Source organism: Nocardia sp. NPDC019395, from assembly GCF_040632335.1.
Taxonomy (GTDB): domain Bacteria; phylum Actinomycetota; class Actinomycetes; order Mycobacteriales; family Mycobacteriaceae; genus Nocardia.
In genome coordinates, this window is the sequence record NZ_JBEYBT010000001.1 from 572,652 (window position 1) to 593,276 (window position 20,625).

20 protein-coding genes are annotated in these 20,625 nt (G+C 67.2%); 12 read left to right on the forward strand and 8 right to left on the reverse strand.

Going from position 1 to position 20,625, the window contains the following annotated elements; translation table 11 throughout:
* Positions 1-28 precede the first annotated feature (28 nt).
* Complete coding sequence (locus tag ABZ827_RS02615; protein ID WP_357231784.1) at positions 29-763, forward strand: hypothetical protein; 735 nt, start codon at positions 29-31, stop codon at positions 761-763.
* A gap of 389 nt (positions 764-1,152) precedes the next feature.
* Here the strand turns inward: ABZ827_RS02615 and ABZ827_RS02620 are convergent, their stop codons facing one another.
* The gene (locus ABZ827_RS02620) at positions 1,153-2,217 is read right to left on the reverse strand and encodes a putative sulfate exporter family transporter (protein WP_357231787.1); all 1,065 of its coding nucleotides are present in this window, start codon (positions 2,215-2,217) and stop codon (positions 1,153-1,155) included.
* A gap of 58 nt (positions 2,218-2,275) precedes the next feature.
* Here ABZ827_RS02620 and ABZ827_RS02625 point away from each other — a divergent pair, with 58 nt between their 5' ends.
* The 3 genes from ABZ827_RS02625 to ABZ827_RS02635 all read left to right on the forward strand — a co-directional run bounded on the left by ABZ827_RS02625 (position 2,276) and on the right by ABZ827_RS02635 (position 5,234).
* Entirely contained in the window at positions 2,276-3,181 is a 906-nt protein-coding gene (locus ABZ827_RS02625) for a LysR family transcriptional regulator (RefSeq protein WP_357231790.1), read from the forward strand.
* A 25-nt stretch (positions 3,182-3,206) separates the two neighbouring features.
* The gene (locus ABZ827_RS02630) at positions 3,207-4,058 is read left to right on the forward strand and encodes a crotonase/enoyl-CoA hydratase family protein (protein WP_357231793.1); all 852 of its coding nucleotides are present in this window, start codon (positions 3,207-3,209) and stop codon (positions 4,056-4,058) included.
* Positions 4,059-4,184: 126 nt separating this feature from the next.
* Positions 4,185-5,234 carry a homogentisate 1,2-dioxygenase gene (locus tag ABZ827_RS02635; RefSeq protein ID WP_357231796.1) on the forward strand — a complete coding sequence of 350 codons (1,050 nt, stop codon included), beginning with the start codon at positions 4,185-4,187 and terminating at the stop codon, positions 5,232-5,234.
* Between the two features lie 39 nt (positions 5,235-5,273).
* Here the strand turns inward: ABZ827_RS02635 and ABZ827_RS02640 are convergent, their stop codons facing one another.
* Entirely contained in the window at positions 5,274-6,104 is an 831-nt protein-coding gene (locus tag ABZ827_RS02640) for an alpha/beta hydrolase (protein ID WP_357231799.1), read from the reverse strand.
* Positions 6,105-6,390: 286 nt separating this feature from the next.
* On the opposite strand from ABZ827_RS02640, the gene ABZ827_RS02645 reads away from it, so the two are divergent.
* The 8 genes from ABZ827_RS02645 to ABZ827_RS02680 all read left to right on the forward strand — a co-directional run bounded on the left by ABZ827_RS02645 (position 6,391) and on the right by ABZ827_RS02680 (position 16,313).
* Positions 6,391-7,533: an MFS transporter gene (locus ABZ827_RS02645; protein ID WP_357234409.1), complete on the forward strand. Its 1,143-nt coding sequence runs from the start codon at positions 6,391-6,393 to the stop codon at positions 7,531-7,533.
* 244 nt (positions 7,534-7,777) lie between these two features.
* Positions 7,778-9,217, forward strand: a complete 1,440-nt coding sequence (locus ABZ827_RS02650) for a basic amino acid/polyamine antiporter (protein WP_357231802.1) — start codon at positions 7,778-7,780, stop codon at positions 9,215-9,217.
* Positions 9,218-9,265: 48 nt separating this feature from the next.
* Positions 9,266-10,519 carry an arginine deiminase gene (locus ABZ827_RS02655; protein ID WP_357231805.1) on the forward strand — a complete coding sequence of 418 codons (1,254 nt, stop codon included), beginning with the start codon at positions 9,266-9,268 and terminating at the stop codon, positions 10,517-10,519.
* Between the two features lie 259 nt (positions 10,520-10,778).
* Positions 10,779-11,816, forward strand: coding sequence for an extracellular solute-binding protein (locus ABZ827_RS02660; RefSeq protein ID WP_357231808.1), 1,038 nt, complete (start codon positions 10,779-10,781; stop codon positions 11,814-11,816).
* A 40-nt stretch (positions 11,817-11,856) separates the two neighbouring features.
* The gene (locus ABZ827_RS02665; RefSeq protein ID WP_357231811.1) at positions 11,857-12,639 is read left to right on the forward strand and encodes an SDR family oxidoreductase; all 783 of its coding nucleotides are present in this window, start codon (positions 11,857-11,859) and stop codon (positions 12,637-12,639) included.
* A 1-nt stretch (position 12,640) separates the two neighbouring features.
* Positions 12,641-13,804 carry an ABC transporter ATP-binding protein gene (locus ABZ827_RS02670; RefSeq protein ID WP_357231814.1) on the forward strand — a complete coding sequence of 388 codons (1,164 nt, stop codon included), beginning with the start codon at positions 12,641-12,643 and terminating at the stop codon, positions 13,802-13,804.
* On the forward strand, positions 13,804-15,501 hold the full coding sequence (locus ABZ827_RS02675; protein WP_357231817.1) for an iron ABC transporter permease: 1,698 nt from the start codon (positions 13,804-13,806) through the stop codon (positions 15,499-15,501). The genes ABZ827_RS02670 and ABZ827_RS02675 overlap by 1 nt, the downstream gene beginning before the upstream one ends.
* Before the next feature lie 47 nt (positions 15,502-15,548).
* Positions 15,549-16,313, forward strand: a complete 765-nt coding sequence (locus tag ABZ827_RS02680) for an SDR family oxidoreductase (RefSeq protein WP_357231820.1) — start codon at positions 15,549-15,551, stop codon at positions 16,311-16,313.
* Between the two features lie 76 nt (positions 16,314-16,389).
* On the opposite strand, the gene ABZ827_RS02685 is transcribed toward ABZ827_RS02680, so the two are convergent.
* The 6 genes from ABZ827_RS02685 to ABZ827_RS02710 all read right to left on the reverse strand — a co-directional run bounded on the left by ABZ827_RS02685 (position 16,390) and on the right by ABZ827_RS02710 (position 20,592).
* Entirely contained in the window at positions 16,390-16,662 is a 273-nt protein-coding gene (locus ABZ827_RS02685) for a nuclear transport factor 2 family protein (protein ID WP_357234412.1), read from the reverse strand.
* Positions 16,663-16,824, reverse strand: a complete 162-nt coding sequence (locus tag ABZ827_RS02690) for a hypothetical protein (RefSeq protein ID WP_357231823.1) — start codon at positions 16,822-16,824, stop codon at positions 16,663-16,665.
* A 104-nt stretch (positions 16,825-16,928) separates the two neighbouring features.
* On the reverse strand, positions 16,929-17,948 hold the full coding sequence (locus tag ABZ827_RS02695; RefSeq protein WP_357231826.1) for an MBL fold metallo-hydrolase: 1,020 nt from the start codon (positions 17,946-17,948) through the stop codon (positions 16,929-16,931).
* On the reverse strand, positions 17,945-18,280 hold the full coding sequence (locus tag ABZ827_RS02700) for an EthD family reductase (protein ID WP_357231829.1): 336 nt from the start codon (positions 18,278-18,280) through the stop codon (positions 17,945-17,947). The genes ABZ827_RS02695 and ABZ827_RS02700 overlap by 4 nt, the downstream gene beginning before the upstream one ends.
* Positions 18,281-18,408: 128 nt before the next feature.
* Complete coding sequence (locus tag ABZ827_RS02705; protein WP_357231832.1) at positions 18,409-19,032, reverse strand: TetR/AcrR family transcriptional regulator; 624 nt, start codon at positions 19,030-19,032, stop codon at positions 18,409-18,411.
* A gap of 45 nt (positions 19,033-19,077) precedes the next feature.
* A complete protein-coding gene (locus ABZ827_RS02710; RefSeq protein WP_357231835.1) occupies positions 19,078-20,592 on the reverse strand; it encodes a class I adenylate-forming enzyme family protein in 1,515 nt (504 codons plus the stop codon).
* Positions 20,593-20,625 lie beyond the last annotated feature (33 nt).

Consider the following 20,625-nt stretch of genomic DNA (forward strand, 5'->3'; position numbering starts at 1 on the left):
CTCGATATCGAATGATGAGGACACAACCATGAAACTCCGAACCAGCGTAGTCACCGCCGTGATAGCGGTGGCCGCACTCGGCGCGACCGTCGCCCCGGCGAACGCGCAACCCGCCCCCGTTCCGAAGGAACTCACCTACGAGATCACCCGTACCGGTGAGACCGCCGTCGTGGAGACCAACGGCAAATGGCAGGTCGCGGGAGACCAGCTCATCCTGAAGGCGATCGACGACACCCCGCTCAGCACGGTTCCGCTGACCTATCGAAAGGACAATATGGCGTTCCCGATCGCCGCGGCGATCGACGGCGGCACCGCGGTACTGACCCCGCAGCGTACCGGCGGTGTGCCGGTCGCCCCGGTGAACGCCCCGGTGATCACTCCGGAACAGGCGGGCAAGGAGGTCGCCGAGCAGTTCACCCCGCGCGATATGCAGGCACTGGGTGTGTTCACCCAGCGGGCGACCATGAGCGCGGCGATCGCCGGCGCGGTCGGCGCGGTGATCGGCGGCAGTCTCGGTTGTGTGCTCGGTGCGGCGACCGGAGCACTGGTCTCCAGCCCGATCGCCCTGCTGCTGGTCCCGTTCGTCGGTGCCACGATCGGCGGCTGTGTCGCGGGCGCCGCGACGCTGGGTGCCGCCGGCGGAATCATCGGCGCCTTCCTGATCGGCGGACCGGTCGCTGTTTTCGCGGCGTTCCAGTACTTCTCGACGATCTTGTCGCCCTGCCCGCCGGAACACCCGGCGTGCCGGCCCACGACCCCGTAACCTCCGCTGTTCCACACAGCCCGCCCCGGAAAACCGGGGCGGGCTGTGTTATTTGGAGGCGCTCCGCGCCTCGAGATCGGGGCCCTATTAACCCCGTGTCTTCACTCCGGCGCTCAGTCGCTGCGCTCCTTCGCTCTGTCGCTGCAGACACGGGGCGGGCCCCGACCGCAAAAGGTTGACCGACGGGGGAGAGGGCGACGTGAAGGTGAGGAGGTGCAACGGGTGTTTCGGACGGTCGTCGGAGACGGGGCGGTCCGGGGCCACGAAAGGCTGTTGCGGGCCGCGGCAGCCTGACGGGCCGCGCCGTCCGGTAGCGGAGAATGCCGGAGACAAGCCGGAATCTCCCGGTGCCGGATGCGAAGTGTTGCGTCGGCGCCGTATTCGATCGGTCATCGCCAGCCTGTCAGCAGTTGCAGGGTCAGTGCCGAGAGCGCGAGGACCGCCGCGAGGATCCCGCCGAAGAGCAGGGGGCGTGAGCCGGCAGCTCGCAGCCTCCGCCAGGTGAGTGAGGTGCCGATCGCGGCGAGTACGGCGGCGACGAGCCATGAGCTGAGCGTGGTCAGGTGCGTGGTCCAGGCCGGCGGCAGAACTCCGGTTCCGGCGACAACGGAGGCGGCGAGGAAAAGGACGACGAACAGCGGAATGCTCCGCCACAGTGGAGCTTGCGCGTAACTTCCGGCGGCAGGGCGGCTGCCCGCGTAGTGCAGTCCGACGCACAGCGGGACGATCATCAGACTGCGAACCAATTTCACGATCACCGCGAAACTCGCGGCGACGGGCCCGAACGCGATACCGGCGGCGAATACGGACGAGGTGTCGTTGATCGCGGTACCGGCCCACAAGCCGAATGCCTCCTCGGACATCCCGAGTGCCCGGCCCAGCGGGGGGTAGGCGAGCACCGCGGTGACATTGAAGACGAAAATCGTGCCGAGCGCGTAGGCGACACGTTCGCGATCGGGCTTCATCACCGCCGTGGCCGCGGCGATGGCGGAGGCGCCGCAGATCGTGGTCCCGGCAGCGATCAGGATCGTCGATTCGCGGTGCATCCCCAGTAATCGGCCGACGATCACCGCGGCAACCGCGCCCGCGCAGAGCGTGCCGAGCAGGACCACGGCGGTTTCGCGGCCGACCGTGACCACCGCGTGCATCGGAAGACCGAGACCGAGCAGTACGATGGCCGCCCCCAGTAGATGCTGCCGTACCCATGCCAATCCCGGCCCGAACCGGCCCGAATCCACCATCTGCGTTTCTGCGCGCATACCGGCGGCGGCTCCGGCGACCAGAGCCAGTACCGGTGCGCCCGCGACCGGTAGGACAGTGGCGAGCAGCGTCGCCGTCGTCGCGAGTCCCGCGGCGAGGACGAGACCCGGAATTCTGCGATACACCTCGTTCACCACTTCGACCTTGGTGAACGGATGCCCGCACCGGTAGCCGGAGAAAAGGGAGGAGGTCATAAGCGGGGCTGATGGGGCGGTGCGTGGGCGGCGAGCCGAACACCCATAATCGACACTTGTGACCCTGCCACCCGGAACCCCCGACCTCGCGGTCCTCGACCTGCTGGTCTCCGTCGCGGATACGGGCAGTCTGGGTGCCGCCGCCCGTCGTCACGGGATGAGCCAGCCCGCGGCGAGTATGCGGATCAGTGCGCTCGAGCGGCGGATGCGGTTGCGGCTGCTCGATCGCGGACCCACCGGTTCCACCCTCACCGACGCCGGCGGCGCCGTGGTCGCCGCGGCGCGGACGGTCCTCGAAGCGGCGAGGTCGTTCAACGAAACCGTCTCGGCCCTGCACAGCGCGGCGGCTCCGCGGCTGCGCATCGCGGCCTCGAAAACCATCGCCGACCACCGGATTCCCCAGTGGCTCGCGGAGCTGCGCAGGCTGCGCCCCGATATCGCGGTATCCCTCGAGGTGGACAACACCGCGCACGTGGAGGCCATGGTCCGGGCCGGCGATGCCGATCTCGGTTTCGTGGAGGGCCCGCACCCGCCCCCGGACCTCGGGGGCCGAGTCCTCGGTGCCGACGAACTCTTACTGGTGGTGGGACCCACGCATCCATGGGCCGGCCGAACCGACCCGGTGACGTCGGGTGAGCTCGCCGCGACGCCGTTGCTGTGGCGCGAACCGGGCTCCGGGACCCGCGATACGGTCTGGGAGATCCTCGGCGCCGAAGGCCCGCCGGCCCCGCCCGCGGCCGAACTCGGCTCCGCGATCGCTATCGTGGCGGCTGCCCGTGCCGGAGTGGCCCCGGCGGTGCTCAGTACTCTCGTCGCCGCGCCCGAGCTCGCCGCCGGTGCGCTGGTCCGCGTCGCCCTATCGGATTCGGTGGTGCTGAACCGGAAGTTCCGGGTCATCTGGCGACGCGGCACACCCCCGGCGGGGCCGGCGGAACTACTCGTGCGGTGTGCGACGAACACCTGACTCCGGCAGTGGCATGCTGTCCTCTATGGTCGATATTCGCCTGGATGTCTCGGAATCCGTTGCCACCATCACCCTGGACCGCCCCGCCGCGCTGAACGCGTTCACCACCGCGATGGGTGAGGAACTGATCGAAGCGTTCGATACCTGCGACCGTGACGATTCGGTGCGGGCCGTCATCATCACCGGAGCCGGACGTGCCTTCTGCGCGGGAGCCGACCTTTCGGCCGGAGCCGAGACATTCGTCGCACCCGAGGACGGGGAACCGGAATCGTTCCGGGACGGTGGTGGTGAAGTGGTTCTGCGGATGTTCGAATCGCGTAAACCGATTATCGCCGCCGTCAACGGGCCCGCCGTGGGGGTGGGTATCACCATGACCCTGGCCGCCGATTTCCGGCTGGCGGTGGAGGGCGCCCGGATCGGATTCGTGTTCAACCGGCGCGGGATCGTCCCGGAATCGTGTTCCAGCTGGTTCCTGCCCCGGCTGGTATCGATGCAGAAGGCGCTGGACTGGGTGTATTCCGGCCGCCTCGTCGACGCGGCCGAAGCCTACGAGGCCGGTCTCTTCTACGGACTGTATTCGCCGGAAACCCTGCTGGACGAGGCCGGTGCGCTGGCTCGCCGGATCACCGAGCACTCCGCTCCCGTCTCGGTCGCGCTGTCGCGGCAGATGCTGTGGCGCGGGCTGGGCGCCGATCATCCGATGATCGCGCACCGGGTGGAATCGCGGGGTATTCGCAGTCGCGGCGCCGCCGCCGATGCGGCGGAAGGTGTTTCGTCATTCCTGGAAAAGCGTCCGGCCCATTTTCCGGACAGCGTGGCGTGGGATATGCCGGAGATCTTCGGCGCCGATCTTCCGGTACCACCGTTCCGGAACTGATCCGATTCACCACGGGGAGTGTACTTTCGGTGACACATAATACCTCACTTGTGAGATCGCAAAAGTGCGCATCCCCGGTGCCGGTGTGTCTAGGATCTGTGGCACAACGATTTTCGGAGGTGCTGCATGCCGGACGAAGTCCTGGCGCCACATATCGAGCTCTTCTCCCGTAACGGTTTCGCAGGCCCGAACACATCCATCGTGCGGGCCCAGTACCGGCCTCGTTTCCTACGCGCCCGCGGCGAGTACGTGCCGCGGCGATTCCACACCTGGGATCTACCGGCCGCGGTGTTCGCCGAGCCGAAAGCGCTCCCCGTATCGATCCTCGAGGGCGAGGGCATCAGTTTCGAATTGAACCGCCGCGCCGCCGCCATGACATTCGGGTATGTCAACGTCTGGGCCGATGAACTGCACTACATCGTTTCCGGGCGGGGTGAACTCGATACCGAGGTCGGCACGCTGGAAGTTCGTGCCGGTGATTTCGTGCTCATCCCGCGCGCCGTGACCTATCGCTGGGGCGCGATCGCCGAGGAGATCAACGAGTTCATCGTGGTGACAACCAGCGAGTTGCATCTCGACCCCGAAGGCGCGCCCGGAACCTTCAACCCCGATCTCCACCTGGACCGGCCGGTCCCGCACGGGCGGCCCGGCCCACCGGTGGACGACGAATACGAGGTGGTCGTGCGCACCGGCGACAGGTTCACCTCGTACTTCTACGATGTGGACCCGATCCCGTGCCTCGATGTGCTCGGCGCCCCACTGGTCGTCCGGTTCAATATCGAGAACGTCCAGGGACTCGGTATCGCCGACGGCGGGTTACCGCCTGCCCGGCTGATGAGCAGTACATCCGGCCACGATCTCGTTTTCGGTGTCGGCAGCCGGCGCAGCGCTCGCCCGCCGGTGCATCACAACGCCGACTTCGACGAGGTCATCTGCTACGGGATGGGCCCCTCACCCTGGGGTTCGGTCGATACCCCCGGAACGGTCACGTGGACACCCAAGGGCATCCTGCACCAGGGACCGGAAGAGAACGTCCAGCCCGGCTACCGCGCCTGGCTGCTGGAAACCAGGTCGTCGCTCACGATGACCCCGGCGGGCCGGGATATCGCGCATCTGATGGAAACCGATCAATACGGAGTCCATCCGGCCGAGGAGCAGCGGGTGCCGGCGCGCTGATCGCGGTGGCGGTGAACGTCCGTCGGGTCGGTGCAGGAATTACGCCAGCTGTTCGAGCCAGTCGAACAGAGCGTCGAGGCCGTCCCGGAACCCCCGGGAGCGGGGGCGGTTCAGAAACCCGTGCCGAGTACCGGGGACGATACGGTGATCGGTATCGACCCCGGCCTCGGTGAGTTCATCGGCGAAGGTCGTGCTCGAGGCGCTCAAGGTGTCGTGGGCGGCGTCGAGTAGCAGCACCGGTGGGAGTCCGCTCAATTTGCCGCCCCCGGGAAATACCTCCGGATTCTCGAGTAGTTGCCGCGATCCGGCATAGTTGAGATTCATCCGGCGGACCATATGTGGGTTGTAGGTGCCGATCCGATGCCGGCCGCGTATCCGCGCCCGTACCGCATCCGGTAGCGGTGGCAGCTCGGCGTGCAGGGTCGCGTAGGCGAGCACGAGCCCGATCGGCAGTCGGGCGTCCCGGTCCCGCAGCCGTAGCGTGGCAGACGCGGCCAGGCAGGCGCCGGCGCTGGCGCCGCCCAGAACGATCCGCGGATCGCCGGCCATGAGATCTGTCGCGGCGGTCATGACATCGTCCAGCGGCGCCGGATAGCGATTGTCCGACGGCCGCAGTTTCGGCGGCCCCCAGATCCGGAACCGCGGAACCAGCGCGTAGTCGACCGTGCGCACCCGCCTGCCGACCGCCGCGATCCGTAACGCCACCGCATGCGATTCGAGCTGATCGAGGCCCCCACCGACGAACGCGCCACCATGGACCCAGAGCAGTGGCGCCGCCGCCGGATCGGGTACCGCGGGAAAGTACTCCCGGATCGGCACGGGGCCGCGGAGCCCGCTCAGCTCCTCGTCACGGACCTGCGGTTCGTTCATTCGCCCCATCCTTCCCGTGTCGCTGCGCGCCGTCGATAATCCGGTCGACTCGGCGGTTCGAGACGATATTCACCGGCCGGCCGCGGACAGCGATGGGGTCGCGTCGCAAACCACCGGAAGGGTAACGGCGATTCGGCGCGGTCGCGGCGGCGCGTCGTACCGGGTGCGCGAACTCACAGCCGCGAACGGAACCCTATCCGGTGGCGGGCTGTTACACCGAAGCGTGACTTCAACCGCTACGGCCACAGCCACGACCCCGGCTTCCGCTGCCCGCACCAGCTGGCATATCCCGGCGATGCTGGCGCTGGCGCTGGGCGGGTTCGGCATCGGCACCACGGAGTTCGTCACGATGGGGCTGCTGCCCGATATCGCCGGCGCGTTCACGGTCTCCGAGCCGACCGCCGGGCACGCGGTCTCGGCCTATGCCCTGGGGGTGGTGGTCGGTGCGCCCGTGATCGCCGCGGCATGCGCCACGGTGGCGCGGAAACGGCTGCTGGTCTTCCTGATGATCGCGTTCACCGTCGGCAATCTGGCCTCGGCGTTCGCGCCGAACTTCGCGGCCCTGGTGGCAGCGCGTTTCGTGGCCGGATTACCGCACGGTGCCTATTTCGGGGTCGCGTCGCTGGCCGCCGCGACGCTGGCGCCGGCGGGGCAGCGTGCCAAGGCGGTGGCGGCGGTGATGCTCGGGCTGAGTACCGCCAATGTCGTCGGTGTGCCGGCGGCGACCTGGCTCGGGCAGCATCTCGGCTGGCGTAGTGCCTTCGTCGTCGTGGGGGTGATCGGTGTGGCCACGGTGGCCGCGCTGCTGCGCTTCGTACCGCCGCTCACCGGGATAGCCATCACCAACCCGCTGACCGAGCTGGGCGCGCTGCGCCGGCCGCAGGTGCTGCTCACGCTGGCGGTGGGCGCTATCGGCTTCGGCGGTATGTTCGCGGTCTACACGTATGTGAGCACGACGCTCACCGATGTCGCGGGTATGGGTGCGGGCCTGGTGCCGGTGGTACTCATGCTCTTCGGGGTGGGCATGGTGCTGGGCAATATTATCGGCGGCGTCCTCGCCGACCGTGGCGTGGACCGATCGATCTTCCTGGCCATGGGCGCGATGATGGTGATTCTGCTGGTGTTCGTGGCCGCCGCGCACAACCCGGTCACCGCGGCCGTGGGCGCCCTGCTCGTCGGTGCGGCGGGTGCCGCGCTGGCCCCCGGGTTACAGACCCGGCTCATGGATGTGGCCGCCGATGCCCAGACCCTGGCCGCGGCGCTCAACCACGCCGCCCTCAATATCGCGAACGCGGCCGGGGCCTGGCTCGGTGGCCTCGTGATCGCCGCGGGTTATGGATATACGGCCCCGGCGCTGGTCGGTGCGGGCCTCGCACTCGCCGGCGTGCTGCTCTTCACCGTCACGGTATGGGCTGCCCGGCGCGCCTGACGGCACAACGCCCCGGCACCGGCTGCCTCATTCGATTCGAGCCGCTATCCGTTCGCTGATACGGCCGCTCGTACGCCCCGCTCAGCCGCTGGTCGAGTCTCCGGCCGGAGCGGAGGCGGCACGCCGGACGTGAACAACGGCCGGTTCATCCTGGTGCCCGGCCCCGTGAGGCATCATCGGGACGAGCGTCGACGAATGATCTGCGGTGGTACTCGGTAGCGGGGCGAGCGGAGAGGTCGTGTGGATGGCCCAGCAGCAGGCGCCTGAGCAGGCGGTGAAGGTCACGGTCCTCACGCTCACGGCCATGGTTGTCGGGTCCATGGTGGGCGCGGGGGTTTTCTCACTACCGCGGCGATTCGCCCAGGAAACCGGTGTCGGTGGCGCGCTCATCGCCTGGGCGGTCGCCGGTACCGGCATGCTCATGCTGGCGCTGGTGTTCCAGCGGCTCGCCGTGCGAAAACCCGATCTGGACGCCGGTGTCTACGCCTACGCCAAAGCCGGGTTCGGTGAATTCATCGGCTTCTACTCCGCGGCCGGCTACTGGGCGAGTGCGTGCGTGGGCAATGTGACCTACTGGGTGCTCATCATGTCCACCCTCGGCGAATGGATTCCGGCCCTCGGCTCGGGGGATACCCTGATCGCGGTGGCACTGTCCTCGGTGGGCCTGTGGGGATTCTTCCTGCTGATCCGGCGCGGCACCAAAGAGGCCGCCGCCATCAACCGGATCGTCACGGTCGCGAAGCTCGTCCCGATCATCGTGTTCGTACTGCTCGCCGTCTTCCTGCTGGATCCGGCGGTGTTCGCGGACAATTTCCGCGGCGCGGACTACGGGGGTTCGCTGTTCGAGCAGGTGAGCGACACCATGCTGGTGACGGTCTTCGTCTTTCTCGGGGTCGAGGGCGCGAGCGTGTATTCGCGGCACGCCCGGCGCCGGGAGGATGTCGGGCGGGCGACAATCCTCGGGTTCCTCAGTGTGCTGGCGATCTTCGCCTCGGTGACGGTGGTGTCCTACGGGATCATGCCGAGCAGCCAGATCGCCGAACTGCGGCAGCCGTCGATGGCGGGTGTGCTGGATTCGGCAGTCGGCTCGTGGGGCACCGCCTTCGTCAGCGCAGGCCTGATCATCTCGGTGCTGGGTGCCTATCTGGCCTGGGCGCTGATGGCTGCGGAAGTGCTGTTCGTCGCGGCCGGTGACGACGATATGCCGGCCTTCCTGGGGCGGTCCACCGACCGTGATGTCCCGGTCAACGCGCTGCTGCTGAGTACCGCGCTATCGCAGACGATCCTGATCATCACCATGTTCTCGCAGGACGCGTTCGATTTCGCGCTCGATCTGACCGCCGCCCTCACGCTGATCCCGTTCCTGCTCGCTGCGGTCTACGCACTGAAACTCTGCCTGACCCGGGAGACCTATGCCGATGCCCGTCCCGCGGTATGGCGCGGGGATCTGCTCGTCGCCGTCCTCGCCACGCTCTACACGGCGTTCCTGCTGTATGCGGCGGATCTGAAATTCGTGCTCGTCTCACTGATCTTCTACGCGCCCGCGACCGCCCTGTTCGTCCTCGCCCGCCGCGAACAGGGGCGCCGGGTTTTCTCGCCCCGCGAGGCCATGGGGTTCGCCCTGATCGCGGCGGGTGCGGTACTCGGTGTCATCGCTCTCGCCGCGGGGTGGGTGAGCCTGTGAAAGATACCGCTTGCCGTGCTCTCGGTTCCGACGACGGAAGGTAGCGCTATGACCGTGAACTCGCCCCGTGCCCGGCACGGTGTCCACTCGGAGGTCGGGCAGTTGCGCAAGGTGCTGGTCTGCGCGCCCGGTCTGGCGCACGAACGGCTGACCCCCACCAATTCCGACGAACTGCTGTTCGACGACGTGATGTGGGTGGAAGCGGCCCAGCGCGACCACCTCGATTTCGTCAACAAGCTGACCAACCGTGGGGTGGAAGTCGTCGAACTGCACGATCTGCTGACCGAAACCATGACCGCTCCCGAGGCCCGCGCGTGGCTGCTCGACCGTAAGGTCATCGTGAACCGGGTGGGGCTGGGTCTGCTCGAAGCGACCCGGGCCTATCTCGATTCGCTGACGCCGCGCGAATTGTCCCGGTACCTGATCGGTGGCTTGTCGACCGCGGACCTACCCGCCGACTACCGCACCCCTTATATCGGGCTGGCTCGCGAATCCGTCGGCACGCCCGAGTATCTGCTACCGCCGCTGCCCAATACTCTCTACACCCGCGATACCACCTGCTGGATCTACGGCGGTTTGACGCTCAACCCCCTGTACTGGCCGGCCCGGCACGACGAAACCCTGCTGATGAAGGCCATCTACCGATTCCATGCCGACTACGCCGATTCGACCGTGTGGTGGGGCGACCCCGAAAACGATTGGGGGCAGGCCACTCTCGAAGGCGGCGATGTCATGCCGGTCGGTAATCGTACGGTTCTGGTGGGGATGAGTGAGCGCACCTCCAGGCAGGCGATCACCCAGCTCGCGAAGTCGCTGTTCGATGCGCAGGCCGCGGATACCGTTATCGTCGCCGGAATGCCCAAACTCCGGGCCGCGATGCACCTGGACACCGTCTTCACCTTCGCCGACCGCGACCTCGTCACCGTGCATCCCCGGATCGTCGACGGAATCCACCCGTTCACACTGCGCCCCTCCGATAAAGCACCGGGCGTGGAGATCACCGACGAGCAGGGAACCCCATTCGTGGATGTCGTGGCGCGGGCACTCGGCTTCCCCGCTCTGCGGATCGTCGAGACCGCCGGCGACCTGTACGCCTCCGAGCGCCAGCAATGGGATTCCGGAAACAACGCGGTCGCCTTGGCACCGGGTGTGGTGTTCACCTACGACCGCAACACCCAGACCAATGCGGCGCTGCGCCGGGCCGGGGTCGAGGTCATCACGATCGTCGGCGCCGAACTCGGCCGCGGCCGCGGCGGGGGGCACTGTATGACCTGCCCGATCGCCCGCGACCCGATCGACTGAGCGGCCGGGGTCCCCGGGGGCTTCTGCAGCAGATATCCGGCGGTCGCGAAGTCGTCGCCGTGACCGCCGGCGAACTCGTCCGGTGCTCGTGGCGACGCTGCCGAACCCGGCCACATCACCAGTGGATCGCAGAGGCGGCTGTCTGCATTGAACTGGATTCACTTCATATTGTTGGCCCAAGGTGATTGACACCACAATGGGGATGGCATAGTTTCAAACTGACATCAGTTCAGTTCGGCGGGATGTGGGTATTCGCACCATGAAGTTGTTGTTCCAGGCCGCGGCGGCCGGCGCGGCCCTCGCTGTCACTTCCGTCCTCACCGCCTGTGGGGCCAGTCCGGGGGCCACGGCTCCGGTATCGGGCACATGGGACGAAGTGGTCGCTGCAGCCGAAAACGAGGGCACTGTACTGCTCTATTCAAGCCAGAAACCCGCCAATCTCGAGCGGCTGGAAACAGCGTTCGAATCGGCGCACCCGCGCATCGACTTGGAGTTCGTCCGCGGCACCGATGCCGATATCAATCCGCGGGTGGAGACCGAGAACCGGACCGGCCGCGGCACTGCGGATGTTCATATGCTCACCGACCCGACCTGGATCGCCAATGCGGCCCAATCCGGCAGCTATTCGTCCGAGTTGGTCGGCCCGAATCTGCGGGCACCGGAATACCGGCCGGAGATCAGTGTGCTGGAAAATCGTTTTGCGCTCAGCAGTGCAGCGGTTTTCGCGCTGGGCTGGAACACCGATGTTGCGCCCGACGGGCTGACTTCACCGCGTGACATTCTCGACCCGAAATTCGCCGGCAAGATCGGCATCGTCAACCCCACCGGTATCGCCTCGTATGTCGATCTCTACCGCTACTACGCCGAAGCCTACGGCGCGGATTACTGGGAGCGGCTGGCCGGGCTGAAACCGCGAATATATCCGAGCGCGCTCGGGATCGCCCAGGCGCTGACATCGGGGGAAATCGCTGTCACCCCTTCGGTGCAACCACTGGTCACCGAGGTGGCCGCGGGGGCGCCGGTCGACTGGTCGCTCCCGCCGGAGCCATGGGGAACGCCCTGGTACAGCCACGTCACGAGTGTCGCACCGCACCCGAATGCCGCCCAGGTACTGGTCGACTTCATGGCCACCCGGGAAGGGCAGGCCGCGCTGAACGACGGCTATGCCGCGGCGCTGCCCGATATTCCGGGCGCCGTCGTACAAGCGCAGGATATCGCCGCGCCGGATACCCGCGACCTCACACCGGACAAGGTCGCGCAGTACTCCCAGGAATGGGCCCGGCGTTTCCAGAGCTGATCAGGCTCCACAGTTCCGAAGAGATCGACGAAGGACAGGCATGGACGATATGGCCGAGCCCTGGCACGGCACCCACGTACTGGTGACCGGGGCATCCGGGGGGATAGGCGGAGCGACCGCCGAACTGTTCGTTGCGAAGGGTGCAACGGTCTATCTCACCGATATCGACGATATCGGCGGCCGGAAACGGGCGCTGGAGCTGGGATCGCGCGCCCACTACCGCCGCCTCGACGTCACCGACGAAACCGGCTGGCAGGCGGTCACCGCCGAAATGGAACAGGCCGGCCACCTAATGAATGTGCTGGTCAACAGCGCCGGTACCGCGGTGAAAGCGCCGCTGGCACACACCGCGCTCGACCAGTTCCGCCGCATGATCGATCAGCATCTGGTCGGGACCTTCCTCGGCCTGCGGGCGGCCGCCGCGGCGATGACCGCCGGTGGTTCCGTCGTGAACATCTCGTCGCTGCGCGGGGTGCTGGCCACCGCCGAGCTCGGCGCCTACGGGGCGGCGAAATCCGGGGTGCGCGCGCTGACCAGAGTCGCCGCACTGGAATTGGCCGAACAGGGCATCCGGGTGAATTCGGTATGTCCCGGCAGTATCACCACCGAGATCACCGCGGCACCCGGTTTCGCGGCCGACGATGTGGAGGCCTACGTCCGGAGTATTCCGATGCAGCGCCGCGGCGCCCCGGCGGAAGTGGCGTCGGTGATCGCATTTCTGGCGGGCGCCGGCAGCAGCTATGTCACCGGAACCGATCTTCTCGTCGACGGCGGAACCGCCGCCGGCGTGCGCACTCCGAAATTCCCGACCCAGAAGGCATGAGATGACGTCGCAATTCACCGTTTCCGGCCTCACCAAAACCTATGGCAGCAACGTCGTCGTCGATCAGCTCGACCTCACGATCGAGGAGGGGGAGTTCCTGGTTCTCCTCGGACCGAGCGGTTGCGGGAAAACGACGACTCTGCGCTGTCTCGCGGGGCTGGAAACACCACAGGGCGGGACGATCACATTCAAGGACCGGAACGTATTCGATGCGAACGCACGCCTGAATGTTCCCGCGCACAAACGCAATATCGGGATGGTTTTCCAGTCGTACGCGCTGTGGCCGCATATGACCGTCCGCAACAATATCCGCTATCCGCTGAAGGTGCGGAAGATGAAAGAGGCCGTCGCCGAGGGGGCGGTGGAGGCCGCGGCCGAGATGGTCGATTGCGGACAGTTGCTCGACCGGTATCCCTCGCAGCTCAGCGGCGGGCAGCAGCAGCGGGTGGCCGTCGCCCGCGGTCTGGTCGCCCGGCCGGATCTGGTGCTGTTCGACGAACCGCTGAGCAATCTCGACGCCCGCCTGCGCGATCAGGTGCGGACACAGATCCACCAGCTGCACCAGCAGCTCGGATTCACGGCCGTATTCGTCACCCACGACCAGTCCGAGGCCTTCGCCCTGGGCGACCGGCTCGCCATCATGAAGGCGGGCAAGATCGAACAGTACGATGCGCCCGAGCGGGTCTTCGAGAACCCGGTATCGGATTATGTCGCCGCCTTCATCGGGATGAGCAACCGGTTGTCGCTGCGCCGCGGACACGACGGCTGGTCGACCGCCGCCGGTGACTCGATCGACCTCACCCATGCCGTGGTGCGCGACTCTGCCGATCGGCACACCACCGCGGTGGCCCGGCTGCGCCCCGACGATGTGCTGTTGCACGCCACCGCCGACGATGTGCCGCTGGGCAATGTCGCCCTGCACGCCGAACTGGTGACCTACGAATACGGCGGACGGTACTTCGATGTCACCGTCGAAACCGGCGGTGAACAGCTGATCCTGCGGGCGCCGGCCGCCCAGCACAGTGCGGCGCTCCGCGGCAGCCGTCCAGGGGCGCCGCTGGTCGTCAGTTTCTCGCCGGCGAGCCTGCGGGTCTTCGCGACTCCGGGTGAGGAGCACGCCGAAACCCCAGAACCGGTCGCCGTGGGCGCGGGAGGGCACGCCTGATGGCTACCGTGACCGCCGCCGTGAGCCGTCCCTTCGCGCTGCCCGCGCAATGGCGGACCCGGGCCGGCTATCTGGCGCTGCTGGCCGTTCTCGCGTATCTCGTGGTGCTACCGATGATCCGGTTGCAGTCGCTGGCATTCGAAGACGGTGCCCGCGGCTACCGGGCGCAGTACACCCGCTTCGATATCGCCGAAACGATCGGGACCACCGTCGCGCTCGCGCTGGGTTCGCTGGTGATCGCCATGGTGCTCGGTACTCTGCTGGCCTTCGCGGCGAGCCGGCTGCCGGACCGTCTGGGGTTCCTGCGGATCATCCCGATCCTGCCGATCGTGATGCCCGCGGTCGCCAATATCGTCGGCTGGGCGTTCCTGCTCTCACCGGGGCCGGGCTACCTGAATGTCCTGCTGCGGAAGCTGCCCTGGTGGAGCGGTTCGGATTCCGGGCCGATCGATGTGTACACGGTGCCCTGGATCATCATCCTCACCGGCTTCGGGCTGACATCGTTCGTGTACCTGTTCGTCAGTGCCGGAATGCAGAATATCGGCGCCGAACATCTGGAGGCGGCGCAGATCAGCGGCTCCTCCACCGTCGGGGTGTTCTTCCGGGTGGTGCTGCCGCTGCTGCGGCCGTCGCTCATCTACGGCGGCGGTATCGCGCTGCTGCTGGGGCTCGGCCAGTTCACCGGCCCGCTGCTGCTCGGACAGAACTACGGCGTGAAGGTGCTGACGACCGAGATGTATCGCCGGGTCTCGGAATCGCCGTCGGATTTCGCCGCGGCGGCCGCCGCCGGTTCGCCACTGGTGATCTTCGGCCTGGTGCTGGTGCTGATCCAGAAAGGTCTGCTGGGCAATCAGTCCCGTTTCGTCACCCACGGCGGCAAGGCCTTCGCGCCGGCGGCGGGCCGTTCACTGTGGGCCACGGTGACGATTATCGTCTACGCCCTGTTCGCGCTGATCATCCCCATGCTCGGGCTGATCATCGTCTCACTGACCCCGTACTGGTCCGGCTCGCTGTCCTGGGATCTGCTCACCCTGGACAGCTTCCGTGCCCTGGCCGCCGACAGCGCCATCGTGGATTCGGTGTTCACCAGTGTGTCGACCTCGCTGGCCGCTGTGGTGATCTGTGTTCCGCTGGGCTATCTGATGGCCACGCTGCTGGTGCGCGGCCGGCAGTTCAAGATCATGGCGTTGCTCGCGGATCTGATCACCGCACTGCCCCTGGGCATTCCGGCGGTCATCTTCGGTGTCGGCTTCCTGCTCACCTATACGGAGCCACCGCTGATCCTGTACGGGACCAAAACCGTGATCATCCTGGTCTACATCGTGTTGATGCTGCCGTACGCGACCCGCATGCAGATGACCGCCATGCTCTCGCTCGGCAACACCTACAGGGAGGCGTCGGCAACCAGCGGCGCGTCCCCGCTGGTGACGAATCTGCGGGTGATGCTGCCGCTGATGCGGCCCACCATTCTCAGCGCCGTCGCCCTGATGTTCATCCTGCTCACCCACGAATTTGCCGCATCACTACTGGTGCGTGCCTCGACGACCCAGGTGATGGGCACCCTGCTGTTCGATCTGTGGCAGAACGGGTCCTATCCGCTGGTCGCGGCGATGGCGCTGCTGATGACCGCCGTGACGACCGCCGGAGTGGGGGTCGCGATGCTGATCGGTGGCCGGAATGTGCTGAACAAACTGTGAGCCGCGATCTGCTCACGGTATCTCCGTCGAAACACGAAAGGCCTGCCATGCCAACGGGTCCCTCGAGGCTGAACGACAAGGTTGTCCTGGTGACCGGCTCGACCGGCGGTATCGGCGTGGAGATCGTGCGCCGGCTCGCCGCGGAAGGCGCCACGCTCGTGGTGACCGACCTCGGCGAGGCGGCCTGTACCGAACTCGTGGGCACTCTCGACGGGCCGGACCGGCATCTGCCCCGGCCCCTCGATATCGCGGGCGAGGATGACTGGCGTGCGGTGGTGTCCGCGGTGGACGACCGGTACGGACGGTTGGACGCGCTGGTCAACAATGCCGCGATCGGCAGCCTGGCCTCGGTGGTCGACGAAGACCTGGAACGCTACAACCGGGTGGTCGAGGTGAGCCAGACCGGAACTTGGCTGGGTATGAAGCACGCGGGTGCCCTGATCGAGCGGAGCGGCGGCGGCGCGATCGTCAACCTCTGCTCGATCCTGGGCAGCGTGGGCGGTTTGGGGAACAGTCTCGCCTACGCGGCCGCCAAGGGCGCGGTGCGGACGATGACGAAGAACGCCGCCCTGCATTGGTCCACGAAAGGTGTGCGGGTGAACTCGATCCACCCCGGGTTCATCGAAACCGAGCAGCTGCTCGCGCGCTACGAAGGCAGCGAACGGCATCGCGCCATGCTCGCGCACACCCCGATGGGGCGCCTCGGCCGGGCCGACGAGGTGGCCGCCGCGGTCGCGTTCCTGGCCGGTGACGATTCGACCTTCGTCACCGGTACCGAGCTCTATGTGGACGGTGGCTGGACCTGCGCCTGAGTACCGGTGCGATCCGGCGTGGATGTCTCCACCGGATGAGGGTCGAGACATCCACGCCGGTGTATCTCGCCGGCTGTCACGCGTCGAACGCCCGGGCGACCGCGAGGCTGTCCTCGTATACATGATGGCGGGTGATCAGGTCGCCGGCGACTGTGAGGTGCAGCGCGAAGCGGGAGCGATAGGGTCGCCCGGTGGAGCGCGCGGTCTGCCGGATTTCGCCCAGTATCACCGCGTCCGGGCCGTCGACCAGAATGCGTTCGATGACCGTGCCGGCTTCGTCGGGTACGTGGTGGCGGGCGAGTTCGCGATAGTGTGCGGCGGCGTCGGCACGAGTGGCGCGTTGCCGTATTCAGGGTGTCGGGGTACGGCCGTGCTCGTCATCGGGCCAGTCCAGTTTCCAATCGATATCCGGTGCGTAGAGGGCGGCGATCGAGTCGGGATCGCCCACACCGATGCGGCGGAGCAGCTCTTCGGCGACCGTGCGGGTGGCGCTCGTGGCAATATCGTTCACGACCCCGATCCTGGCGGGGGCCGGTACGTTTCGTCGATTACCTCGAAGGTAATGCTCTGGGCTACCGGGCCCGGCTCACGGGCAGAGACTATGGCTCTGCCGGTTCACCGGCAGAGCGTGAAGAGGTCGACTCCGTCGTGGTCCTCGGTAGCCAGACAGTTCCGCGCAACGAGCACATCGAGGTGCGCGAGGGTCTCGCATGTCGCCACCATCTGGTTGAAGGTGTCCAGGGACGAGAACGCCCGCTCGCGGCGGGTCCAGTTCAACGCCCGGGCAACGTCGAATCCCGTACAGGGCGCGAGATCGATGACCGCGGAGCGGATCTGGTCGAACCGGCGCTCGTGGTGGGCCAATAATTCACGCGCTCGTCCGCCGGCGCTACCACCGTCGGGGCCGTGCGCGGGCAGCATGGTCTGCTCGTCGGCATCGCCGAGCAGTGTGAGTGACCGCAGGAAATTGTCCAGCGGTAGTTCCCAGGTGCCGAGTTCGAAGCCGATGGACGGGGTGATGGTGGGGAGTAGATGGTCTCCGGTGAACAGCAAGCGGCGTGCCGGATCGCGGAATACCAAGTGTCCCTTGGTGTGGCCGGGGGTGGGCAGGATTTCCAGCGTGTGGCCACCGAGTGTCAGTGCTCCCGGGCGTAGCCAGTGGTCCGGGGCTTCCCAGTCGGTGGGATCGAACGGTTCGTCGATGCTGTCGATGTGGACCTGGTCGGCGAGCCCGGCGGCCCCCGCGCGGCGGAGTTCGCGTAGCGAACTGTCCGGCACGTTGTTGCCGAGTTCTCGGATCGCGTGCAGGCCCGCGGATTCACCGGCGCCGAGGTGCACCCGGCTGCCGTGGCGCCGCCGCAGTTCCACCGCGAACGTGTAGTGGTCGCGGTGGATATGGGTGACCAGTACATCGTGGATATCGGCGGGGGAGCGGCCGATCAGCGCGAGCCCGGCGGCGAGTTCTCGATAGGTGTCCGGGCGGTGCCAGCCGCCGTCGATCAGGACGAGCCCGGTGCTGGTTTCCAGGGCGTAGACGTTCACCGCGCGCAATCCGTCCTGCGGTAGCTGCAGCGGGATGCGGTGGATACCGTCGGCGACCGGATAGCAGCCGGGCTCGGCCCACTGCGTGCTCATTCGCCGCTGCCGGCCAGGGGCACCATGGTCTGCTCTTCGCCGAACCAGATCATCCGGCGGCCGCGCATCGCGCCGACATGCTGTACGGCGGCCTTCCATTCGGGGCTGGCCAGCGCGGCATCGAGCGCCTCGCGCGATTCGAAGCTGAGAATCGACAGGCCGTCCCAGCCGGCCGATTTCTCGTCGGCGGTGTCGAGGAGTTCGGTGTGCTGCCAGCGCAGCAGCCCGGGCAGTGGATAGGTCACCTCGGCGTGTTCGCCACGCCACCATTCGATGAATCGGTCGTGCGACCAATCGCTGGGCCGGGAGGCCAGCACGATGAGGTTGTACATCGGTTCTCCTAACTGAATTCTGTTCTGGTTGGGTGGACAGACGGCGCCGCCGTGGAGTTGTCGTGCCCGGGGCTGACGCGCTCCGGGTGGGACAAGCTGGGTGGTGCGACGCCGCTCGGCTCCGCCTGTCAGGCGCGCACCATGCGTACCGCGGTATCGGTCACGGTTTCGGTGATCTCGGCCAGGGTGAGCGTGCCGTCGGGGCGATACCACCGCCAGACACTGATCACCACGGCCAGGACCATCCGGCCCAGAATCTTGGGATCGCCGCCGGTGAATATGCCCGCCTCGATCCCGCGGGCGATCAGTTCGGTCCAGTTCTGCTCGATCTCCTGGACGAGTTCACGTGACCGCAGCCGTTCGGCTTCTTCTTTCGTGGATTGGCGCGGCTGGGCCAGCATGTCCATATGGTTCTGCAGAATGCGGCGCTGCAACGCGTCGATCGGCTCGGCCCGCAGGGCGGCGGCCACCGCGGCCCGCAGGGCCTTTTCGGGATCGGCTTCGTTCTCGGTCGCCGAGACGAAACGGTCGACCGAATCGGCCAGTTCCAGGCGCATGATCGTGAGCAGGCAGTGCGCCTTCGATTCGAAATAGTGGTACAGGGCGGTCTGGCCGATTCCGACCTCGTCGGCGATGGAGGCCCACTTCGTATGCTCGTAGCCGATACGCCCGAACTGCTCGATAGCGGCCGTCAGGATATTGCTGCGTTTGGACCGCGGGCTTTCCCTGCGGCTCCCGGTGTCAACGGTCATGAGTGGTGTGCCCCCAATTATCGACTGTGCGCGGATTCGTCAACTCTACCCCACCTGATATGAATTCGAATCGGCTGCCGCGAGTCGCGTGGCGAGCTGGATCGCATCGGGCCGGGACAGTTTCCCCACCCGGTTCTGTGGCAGGTCCGCGACACTGAACAGGTATTCCGGCCATTTGAATTTGGGAAAGTCCGCCGCCGCGAGCTGGTCGGTAATCGTGGCCAGCGTCGGCTGTGCACCGTCGGCGACAACCAGTGCCGCCGCACGTTCGCCCAGTAGTTCGTCGGGCACCGGGACCACGCAGACCTGCACGATTCCGGGCAGTGCCGCGATCGCCGACTCCATTTCGTTGATATCGATATTGCGCCCACCCCGGATGATGATCTGTTTCTGGCGGCCCATCACCCGGATGGAACCGTCCGCGGCCACCTCCACGAGATCGCCGGTGGGCAGGAATCCGTCCGGGGTCAGGTCGGGCGGGACCGGGACGCCACCGCGGGCATAGCCCACGAACAGCGAGGGACCCTTCACTTGGGCGTCACCGATCGCACCGGCGGGTAGCCGCGTTGCCGATTCGCCGACCGCGCGGACGACGGTGCCCGGGAAGGGCCGCCCGTCGCGGCCCAGCCGGATTTCGGGGGGATCGTCCAGTCGCGGGGTCGTGTGGCCGAGGCATTCCGACATCCCGAACACCCGGAGGAAGGTGGTGCCCAGCTTCGTTTCGGCCTCGGCCAGGGCCCGCTGGTTCATCGGACCACCGCCCACAGTCATGGCGCGCAGACCCGCCAGCCGTCCGGCACTGTTATCGGTGACCGAGAGCTGCAGGGCCATGGTCGGTACCAGCATCGTCCACGCGACCCGGTGCTCGGCCATCGTCTCGAGCGCCGCCCCCGGTGACCACCTGCCGAGGGTGACCATGGTGCCGCCCAGGAAGGCCGGGAGATACATACCGAAGCAGAACGCCGCCACCGACGACAAGGGCACGAACGCGCCCACCGATTCGCCCGGGCGCAGGCCGACGGCGTCGATGGTACTGCGGCAGGCGTACCGGATGGCGTCCTCGGATTGGACCACGCATTTGGGCCGGCCGGTGGATCCGGAGGTCATGGCGATAGCGCTGCCGCCGCGCCACCGCCGCACCGGGCCGAACGGCACGGCGCGCGCCCGCAGCAGATGATCACCGAAGGCGGGGACCGCAGACGGGAACTCGGTGTCGGGCACGTCCCAGTGCCGCAAGGCCGCGGGCTCGCCGACCACCAGATCCGGGTCGATATCCGCGAGCGCGAGCCGGAATTCCGATTCGGTGGCGTGGGGGCTCACCACGGCCACGACCCCGCCCCGCAGACCGACTGCCAGGGCCGCGGCGAGCGTGTGCCAGGTGTTGTCGGCCTGGATGATCACCGTCGGCCCGCGGAGGTCGATGGCCGCGATGCGGTCGGCGAGCGCGGTCGCCGTCGCCATGATCTCGCCCACGGTGTGCTGTCCGAACTCGTCGATCACGGCGATCTCCGCCGGAGCCCGCCGGGCTCGCTCGACCATCTCCTGCGCCAGTGCTTTCATCTACCGTTCCTCGGGCCGCTGTGCTCTCTGTTT

What these genes read in the sequence shown, in the direction of transcription:
- ABZ827_RS02615 (WP_357231784.1), top strand. Translation starts at nt 29, where the DNA reads ATGAAACTCCGAACCAGCGTAGTCACCGCCGTGATAGCGGTGGCCGCA.
- ABZ827_RS02620 (WP_357231787.1), bottom strand. Translation starts at nt 2,217, where the DNA reads ATGACCTCCTCCCTTTTCTCCGGCTACCGGTGCGGGCATCCGTTCACC.
- ABZ827_RS02630 (WP_357231793.1), top strand. Translation starts at nt 3,207, where the DNA reads ATGGTCGATATTCGCCTGGATGTCTCGGAATCCGTTGCCACCATCACC.
- ABZ827_RS02635 (WP_357231796.1), top strand. Translation starts at nt 4,185, where the DNA reads ATGCCGGACGAAGTCCTGGCGCCACATATCGAGCTCTTCTCCCGTAAC.
- ABZ827_RS02640 (WP_357231799.1), bottom strand. Translation starts at nt 6,104, where the DNA reads ATGAACGAACCGCAGGTCCGTGACGAGGAGCTGAGCGGGCTCCGCGGC.
- ABZ827_RS02650 (WP_357231802.1), top strand. Translation starts at nt 7,778, where the DNA reads ATGGCCCAGCAGCAGGCGCCTGAGCAGGCGGTGAAGGTCACGGTCCTC.
- ABZ827_RS02655 (WP_357231805.1), top strand. Translation starts at nt 9,266, where the DNA reads ATGACCGTGAACTCGCCCCGTGCCCGGCACGGTGTCCACTCGGAGGTC.
- ABZ827_RS02660 (WP_357231808.1), top strand. Translation starts at nt 10,779, where the DNA reads ATGAAGTTGTTGTTCCAGGCCGCGGCGGCCGGCGCGGCCCTCGCTGTC.
- ABZ827_RS02665 (WP_357231811.1), top strand. Translation starts at nt 11,857, where the DNA reads ATGGACGATATGGCCGAGCCCTGGCACGGCACCCACGTACTGGTGACC.
- ABZ827_RS02670 (WP_357231814.1), top strand. Translation starts at nt 12,641, where the DNA reads ATGACGTCGCAATTCACCGTTTCCGGCCTCACCAAAACCTATGGCAGC.
- ABZ827_RS02675 (WP_357231817.1), top strand. Translation starts at nt 13,804, where the DNA reads ATGGCTACCGTGACCGCCGCCGTGAGCCGTCCCTTCGCGCTGCCCGCG.
- ABZ827_RS02680 (WP_357231820.1), top strand. Translation starts at nt 15,549, where the DNA reads ATGCCAACGGGTCCCTCGAGGCTGAACGACAAGGTTGTCCTGGTGACC.
- ABZ827_RS02695 (WP_357231826.1), bottom strand. Translation starts at nt 17,948, where the DNA reads ATGAGCACGCAGTGGGCCGAGCCCGGCTGCTATCCGGTCGCCGACGGT.
- ABZ827_RS02700 (WP_357231829.1), bottom strand. Translation starts at nt 18,280, where the DNA reads ATGTACAACCTCATCGTGCTGGCCTCCCGGCCCAGCGATTGGTCGCAC.
- ABZ827_RS02705 (WP_357231832.1), bottom strand. Translation starts at nt 19,032, where the DNA reads ATGACCGTTGACACCGGGAGCCGCAGGGAAAGCCCGCGGTCCAAACGC.
- ABZ827_RS02710 (WP_357231835.1), bottom strand. Translation starts at nt 20,592, where the DNA reads ATGAAAGCACTGGCGCAGGAGATGGTCGAGCGAGCCCGGCGGGCTCCG.